Below are 6,310 nucleotides of genomic sequence, written 5' to 3'. Positions count from 1 at the left end.
TCGGCGCGATCCTGAAATACCAGGACGATATCGAAAAGGTCAACGACGACCAAGTCAAGGCCATCCTGGAACGCGTACAAGTGCGAACAGAAATTTAGGCCAACTCGAGGTGAAGCAGCGTGATGAATGACGCGCCCCAAGGGAAAAATCGTTCGGGGCAGTTTCTGCATAATCTGCTGGTATTTGGCCGTCTCTTGCGCCGGCTGGGTTTGGATGTAAATCCAGGCCGCATGATTGACCTGGTCCAGGCGCTCGACCTGATCGAAATCGGCCGCAAAGAAGACTTTTACCACACCGCACGCAGCCTGCTGGTGCACAAACGGGAGGACATCCCGTTATTTGACCAGGCCTTCGAATTGTTTTGGCGCAAACCGGCAGAACAATGGGCGCAGCTTGATTTATCCTCCCTGATCCAACAAAAACCGGATGAGCCCCAATTCACGCCGCCGCCTCTACAAAAGGCTGAAGAAACGCCTCAAAAGGAGGCTGATAACGGCGCGAGCGATTCCGAGGAGAAAATCGTCATCGAGATCACCAAAACCTACAGTGACAGGGAAGTATTGTGGCATAAGGACTTTGCCGATCTGTCCTCCGAGGAGATGGAAGCGGTCAAAAACGTGATGCGCCAGTTAACATTAAAGCTGGGCGAACGGCGCACCCGGCGCAAGCGGCCCGGCTGCACCGGCGCGTTTGTTTTAAGGTTGGCCAGCACGGCCACATTCAGTTTCGGCTGCCGGTTGTCGCGCAAAGAAAAGGCCGGGTCTCCCAGGGGCCTTGCCTACTCCTTTCCGTATTGAAAACGTTTTCAAAAGTTACTGTGCAGTAACTGTGTCACCTGATACCGTGGGGCAGGGTCTACCAGCGTCGAAAACGTCTTTTACCACGTCCCCGCAAATCCAGTAACGGCGGGCATTAGCGGCCATGGTCGAAAACCGGCCCTACCCTTGCCTTGCCTTCTAAGCAGCGGGTCGGGGGTTCGAGTCCTCCCTGGCGCACCACCTTATTCTTCTATACGTAAATATGCCCCTCTCGGGATGCCTCTCGCGCCAATCCTGGGCCGCTGAGCCCCCGCCGGGCCGCCAGAGCGGCCACCAAGCTGTCCAGGGCATCGCCCCCTTTCTGGGCGATGACGCGCCGCCTGAGGCCCGGGTCAACGAAGACGAGGCCATAGCCGTCCTCAAGGGCAGCGACCATGCGCTTCCTGGCGGCTTCACGTCCCCGGCCCTTATAGGGCTGGTACAGGCCTTCCCGTTTGAGCGTGCAGGCAGGGCAGACCTCAAGCAGGAGAGCCCTCTCCGCGTGTGCCTTCTGCATGGGAAGAACACGCGCGAGGTCCCTGTTGAGGAGGGGATAAAGGATGTCCCGGATGCCATGGAACGTCTGGCGGTAGAGGCGAAGGTTACAGGGCGAGAAAGGGGCCTTGCTCTCCCTGTCGGTCCTCCGTGAAGGCTCGCTGCCCCCACCCTCCTCCCTGCACCAGTCCCTGAAAACCTCTGCCGAGGGAAACCGGCCGGGAAAGTCCAGAACGAATTCCTCCCAGCTCAGCCCCTTCATGAGCGGGGCGGGCAGGGCGAAGGGAAAGTCGATGCCGAATGCCTCTCCCCGGCGCTGCGCTATGAAATCAAGGAGAGCCCGAAGGGCCGGACCTCCTTGCACGCCGGAGGCGGGAAGCTCCGATGCCGGACGGCATCCCTCGATGAGGAGGCCGTCGCCTCTCTGCCTCGTCGAGGCTATCCAGATGGAGCGCCCGGCGTCTCGCGCCCCGCTGAAATCAACGCCGTGAATGGTCACCTGGGGCCGCGGTTCGCCTCTTCCCCGAAGAGTTTCTCGATGCAATCCTCGGCCAGGCCGCGGGAGGCCTCCTTCATGGCCTGGATGAGGGCGTCGCTCAAGGCCGTAGCGGCGCGGCCAATGAGTGGCGGAAGCTTCGTCTCGCGCTCCAAAAGCTCCGTCTCCCGGATGTAGAGGGAAAGAAACCTGCGGATGAGCTCCCTGACCTCCTCCGGCGAGTACGCACGAGCCTGATAGCCAGGCAGTCCTTCTCTATCTCCTTTTGGACATTAGCATCCCGGAAATCAGAAAAGAAAGGCATTGCGGCGGCCATCTTCGGATGCCGCCGGCGGAGCAGACGTATGCTCCTCCTGTCGAATTCGTGCAGGAGTTCGCCGTGCTTGGCGCACAGGGCGTGCAGGGGCTCATCGGACGGAGGCGACATAGATAGTGGCAATCCCGTGAAGCATGATGTGCATGCACTCTACCCGGAACCCCGAGGACTCCATCACCTCCCGGAACTCCAGGGGTGTGGAAAAGCCGAATATGGACCGGGCCATGTAGCGATAGGGTGTGCAGTCCTTCAGAAGGAGCCCCGAGACGACCGGGATGACGCGGAAGACGTAGGAGCCGTAGAGCCGCCGGACCCACCGCCCCGGAGGCTGGGTGAGCTCGAGGCAGACAAAGCGTCCCCCCTGCCTGAGTACGCGCCTCACCTCCTTCAGGGCGGCCTCCGTGTCCCGGACGTTCCGCATCCCGAAGCCCACGGTTACGGCGTCGAAGGAGCGGGCGGGGAAATCCAGCGCCTTGGCGTCGCCGTAAAGAAATGTCAGATGGTCGCAATCGGGAAGCGAGGCTTTCTTCTTTTGGGCTATGTCCAGCATGGGCCTGGAGAAATCCACGCCCACCACCGAGCCGCGCCGGCCCACCATCCGGGCCAGGAGGAAAGCCAGGGCTCCCGTGCCCGTGCAGATGTCCAACACCCGGTCGCCTTCCCCTACGCCCGAGAGCCGGAGGGCCTTTCGCCGCCAGTGGGCGCTGAGCCCCAGGCTGAACATGCGGCTCAGAAAGTCGAACCGGGGAGCCACGGTGGCGAACACTCTCTCAACGAAGCTGTCCCGAATGTCCAGCGTCTTGTTCACAGGATGAACTGCCCCAGTATGATGAGAACGAGCATGACTAATCCGATAAAAAGAAGGAGACTGCCGAAGGCCCTTCCGGCCACAAGGAGCCACCCGGGCGGGGCCGGGACGACGCGCCCGGCGCAGTTGGACTCGTTCTCTATCCGTTGAAGCTCCAGGGGCTTTTCGGCCTTCATCTGCTCCTCCGTCAGCCGTCCGGTGAAAATCACCATGTCCATGGGGAACTTCTCGGGCCTCAGGTGGGTGTTGAAGAAATGGACCGTGAAGATGAACCCGGCGGCCAGAAGTGCCTCGTCGCTGTGGATGATGGTGGTGACATTGAATATCCAGCCGGGCAGAAAACGGCTGAAGAACTCCGGAAACCACAGCGTGAGGCCCGAAACACCGATGACGCCCACCCCCCAGAAGACGGCCCAGTAGTCAAACTTCTCCCAGTAGGTCCACCTGTCGAACCGGGGCCGCTCCCCCAGCCCGAAGAACCAGCGGAAACTTCTGTAAATGTCCTTTATATCCTTCCATCGGGGAACCATGGAATCCGGGCCAAACGGGTTGAACCGGAAACGTTTCACGACGGCGACGAAGTAGGTTACATAAAGGAAGTGGGCGAAAAAATACCCGAAGGTCGCCGCGGCGCACACGCGGTGGATGAGGCCCGCCTCTTGATATCCTCCCACCATGCGCACCAGGACGCCGGCCCAGGGGGCGTAGGAGTATTTCAGGGGCATCCCGGTGATGACGAGGCCGAAAAAGCTCGAGGCCATGATCACGTGCAACACGCGGTGGTAGGCGTTCAACCTCCGTATGTAAACCTCGCCGCTCACTGTTTCTTTTGCCTCCTTTCCTTGATGCCCCTGTAGGCCCAGAGAGACGTATGAACAATGAAGAAACTGAATACCCCGATGAGCAGCGTGCTCATGGCCCAGAACGTGTAGAAAAGGACCGGGTACTTCTGCCGGTTACGGTCATTGGGATGTGGATAGTACTCGGCAAAGTTCCTGTTGGCGTAGGCATGGCACTTCCGGCAGGTCGTGACGATGTTTTGCTCTGAGACCGTGGACCCGGGGTTCTGCGGAGGCAGGATGCCGTGGGAGCCATGGCAGTCCGGACACCTGGCCACCGTGGTATATCCCAGGTTGGTGACCTGGCCGTGATAGGTCTCGCGATAGGTGTCCAGCTGCCTCTTGTGGCAGCTTCCGCACTCCTGGATAAGCCAGAGCTTCCACCGGGGCTCCCCTATCGGGGGGACGGCGTGCTCCATGTGGCAATCATAACAGACGGCCGCCTTGAGGTCGCCGCGTTCGAGCACCATCTGCCCGTGGATGCTCGTCTTATAGATGCCGTAAGGGCCGGGGTGGCAGGAGCCGCAAAGGCGGGGAACGTTCGAGCGGTAGGTGCTGGAGCGAGGGTCCTCCGAGGACAGGATGTGATGGGTGCCATGGCAGGTCTTACAGACCGGGCCCCCGGCAGCCATGGCGTGCACACTCTGGCTGTAGTCTCTGGGCGCCGCTCCCGCCGCCTCCGCCTCGCCGCCGGAGTGGCAGCCCAGGCAGTCCACGGGAGAAATCCTCTTGTGGGGATACCCGGTGATGGAGACGTGGCAATCGGTGCACCCCAGCTCCCGGTGGACGGAGTCGTTCAACTGCTCCTCGCTCACATAATAGGGAGCGCCCTTCCGGCCGTGACAGGACAGGCAGTTTTCTCCGTCCGAGGCAACCGCGGGAAAGGATATCAGCGCAAGGAACATAGAGATGAAAAATACCCGGCTCAGCAGGGTAGCGCTCATGCATCTCCGTCCAGAGGGATTTGGGCCTCTCTTTCGTTATAGAGCGAAAACCGGCCTCTGTCAAGGAGACTGGCGGAAAAATGCCGTCAAAAGAGGTTCGAACGGCTATTCGGCCAGGACAGCCTCAGCCAGGATGCCCTGGGCCCGGGCCAGCCGCACCCGGGCTATGGCGTAGTCCGCCCGCGCCCGGCGCTCCGCCGAGAGCGCCTGGACGTAGTCCTCCTGGAACTGGAGGACGTCGTTCAGGGTGGCCTTCCCCACCCGGAACCTCTCTTCCTCGGCCTCCAGACGCTTCTGGGATGCCACCCTCGCCCGCTCACTCGCCGCGATGGTCTCGGTGGACCTCCGCGCCTCGCGCCAGGCCTCGCGCACCTCCACACGGATGGACTGGCCGAGCTTGGCAACGGCCGTCTCCGCCCTGTCGGCCTCCCGCGCAGCCCTCAGGTACCGGCCCCGCGCCTGCCGGTTCAGAAGCGGCATGCTGAAGTTCACCCCCACCTCCCAGGTAAAGAAGTCCCCCGAAAACATGTTATCCAGTGCAGAGCCGTACCTGCGGTCCACCCCGTTCAAACCGGTGGAGCCGAAGATGTCCAGCTCCGGGAACTTCTGGTTTGCCAGAAAGTGCCGCTGTATCTGCGCATTATCCCGGGCAATGACCTCCTGCTTGTAATCACGCCTGTTCTGGAAGGCCGCTGAAACCGCATCCTCCAGGGCTGGAGGTTGCACGGGCTCCGGAGGAGAGCTCACGGGGAATATCTCCACCTCCCATTGCTCCAGGTTCATGCTCTCCCGGAGGCGGTCCTCCCGGTCGGCCACGAGCTTGCGGGCCTGGATGAGGTCGGCCTGCCTTTGGGCGAGCTCGGCTTCCGCCTGGTAGACCTCCACCGGGGGGAGGGACCCCGCCTCTATCTTCGCGCGGACCTCCTCCAGGGTTCTCCGGGCGAGCTTCAGGGAGAACTCCGAGACCTCGAGCTCCGACCGGGCGAAATAAAGCTCCCAGTAGGCCTCCACGGTCCCGGCAACCGCGTCCATGGCCGCCGCGTCCTCCCGGAGGCGGGAGGCCGCAACGTTGTTCCGGGCTCTGGCGACATCGCTTTCCTGCACCCGGGGGCCCCGGCCCTTCAAAAGCGGCTGCGTAAGGGTGAGGGTAAGGTCGGAGCTATAAAAAGGGTTGATGGTGAGAAATTCCAGGTTGCTCTTCACCCGCTCGCTCGACCAGTCGAGCTTGTACGTGGTGCCCAGCCTTATCTTGCCCCCAAACGAAAGCTCGCCCGTGAAATGGTCTTCCTTCGTGCCCGTCAGGAGCGAGGGGCTTTCCCTCTTGGCCGAGAGGTTGGAAAGGTTCAGCCCCACCGCCGGGTCAAAGGCGCCCTTCTCGGCCAGCAGGTCGGCCTCGGAGATGGGCACCGAATAGCGCTCGCTCTTGAGCGAGAGGTTCTTCTCGAGGGCCATATCCACGGCCTCCTCCAGGGTGAGCTCAAGCTTCTCCGCAGGCGAGGCCGGGGCAGGAAGGGCCAGAAGCATGAAAATGACCGCGCAGAGCGCACAGGAGAAGATGTCCCTGAGGGAAGGCTTCATCATGGCAGAGGAGGCCACCTCCGGCCGTCGCTTCATG

General features: G+C 61.7%; 7 protein-coding genes. 1 reads left to right on the top strand and 6 read right to left on the bottom strand.

Annotated features, from left to right (window positions below; genetic code table 11):
* Positions 1–119 precede the first annotated feature (119 nt).
* Positions 120–797, top strand: a complete 678-nt coding sequence (locus P8Y39_08535; GenBank protein ID MEJ2192379.1) for a hypothetical protein — start codon at positions 120–122, stop codon at positions 795–797.
* A gap of 211 nt (positions 798–1,008) precedes the next feature.
* On the opposite strand, the gene P8Y39_08530 is transcribed toward P8Y39_08535, so the two are convergent.
* From P8Y39_08530 to P8Y39_08505, 6 genes are all read right to left on the bottom strand, one after another.
* Complete coding sequence (locus P8Y39_08530; GenBank protein ID MEJ2192378.1) at positions 1,009–1,791, bottom strand: hypothetical protein; 783 nt, start codon at positions 1,789–1,791, stop codon at positions 1,009–1,011.
* On the bottom strand, positions 1,788–1,943 hold the full coding sequence (locus P8Y39_08525) for a hypothetical protein (protein ID MEJ2192377.1): 156 nt from the start codon (positions 1,941–1,943) through the stop codon (positions 1,788–1,790). The genes P8Y39_08530 and P8Y39_08525 overlap by 4 nt, the downstream gene beginning before the upstream one ends.
* 252 nt (positions 1,944–2,195) lie before the next feature.
* A complete protein-coding gene (locus P8Y39_08520; protein ID MEJ2192376.1) occupies positions 2,196–2,912 on the bottom strand; it encodes a ubiquinone/menaquinone biosynthesis methyltransferase in 717 nt (238 codons plus the stop codon).
* Complete coding sequence (locus tag P8Y39_08515; protein MEJ2192375.1) at positions 2,909–3,733, bottom strand: hypothetical protein; 825 nt, start codon at positions 3,731–3,733, stop codon at positions 2,909–2,911. Before P8Y39_08515 ends, P8Y39_08520 begins: the two co-directional genes overlap by 4 nt.
* The gene (locus tag P8Y39_08510) at positions 3,730–4,695 is read right to left on the bottom strand and encodes a cytochrome c3 family protein (GenBank protein ID MEJ2192374.1); all 966 of its coding nucleotides are present in this window, start codon (positions 4,693–4,695) and stop codon (positions 3,730–3,732) included. Before P8Y39_08510 ends, P8Y39_08515 begins: the two co-directional genes overlap by 4 nt.
* A gap of 105 nt (positions 4,696–4,800) precedes the next feature.
* Positions 4,801–6,309 (bottom strand): TolC family protein, encoded by a 1,509-nt coding sequence (locus P8Y39_08505; protein ID MEJ2192373.1) that lies wholly within the window; start codon positions 6,307–6,309, stop codon positions 4,801–4,803.
* Between the last annotated feature and the right edge of the window lies 1 nt (position 6,310).

The organism is Nitrospirota bacterium (genome assembly GCA_037386965.1).
In the GTDB taxonomy this organism is placed as follows: Bacteria; Nitrospirota; Thermodesulfovibrionia; order Thermodesulfovibrionales; family JdFR-86; genus JARRLN01.
The sequence above is the reverse complement of the archived record's forward strand: the minus strand, read 5'-3'. Positions and strand labels throughout refer to the sequence as shown.

Bases quoted from the DNA above. Each gene is read 5' to 3' on its own strand.
- P8Y39_08510 (MEJ2192374.1), bottom strand. From the start codon at position 4,695: ATGAGCGCTACCCTGCTGAGCCGGGTATTTTTCATCTCTATGTTCCTT.
- P8Y39_08505 (MEJ2192373.1), bottom strand. From the start codon at position 6,309: ATGAAGCGACGGCCGGAGGTGGCCTCCTCTGCCATGATGAAGCCTTCC.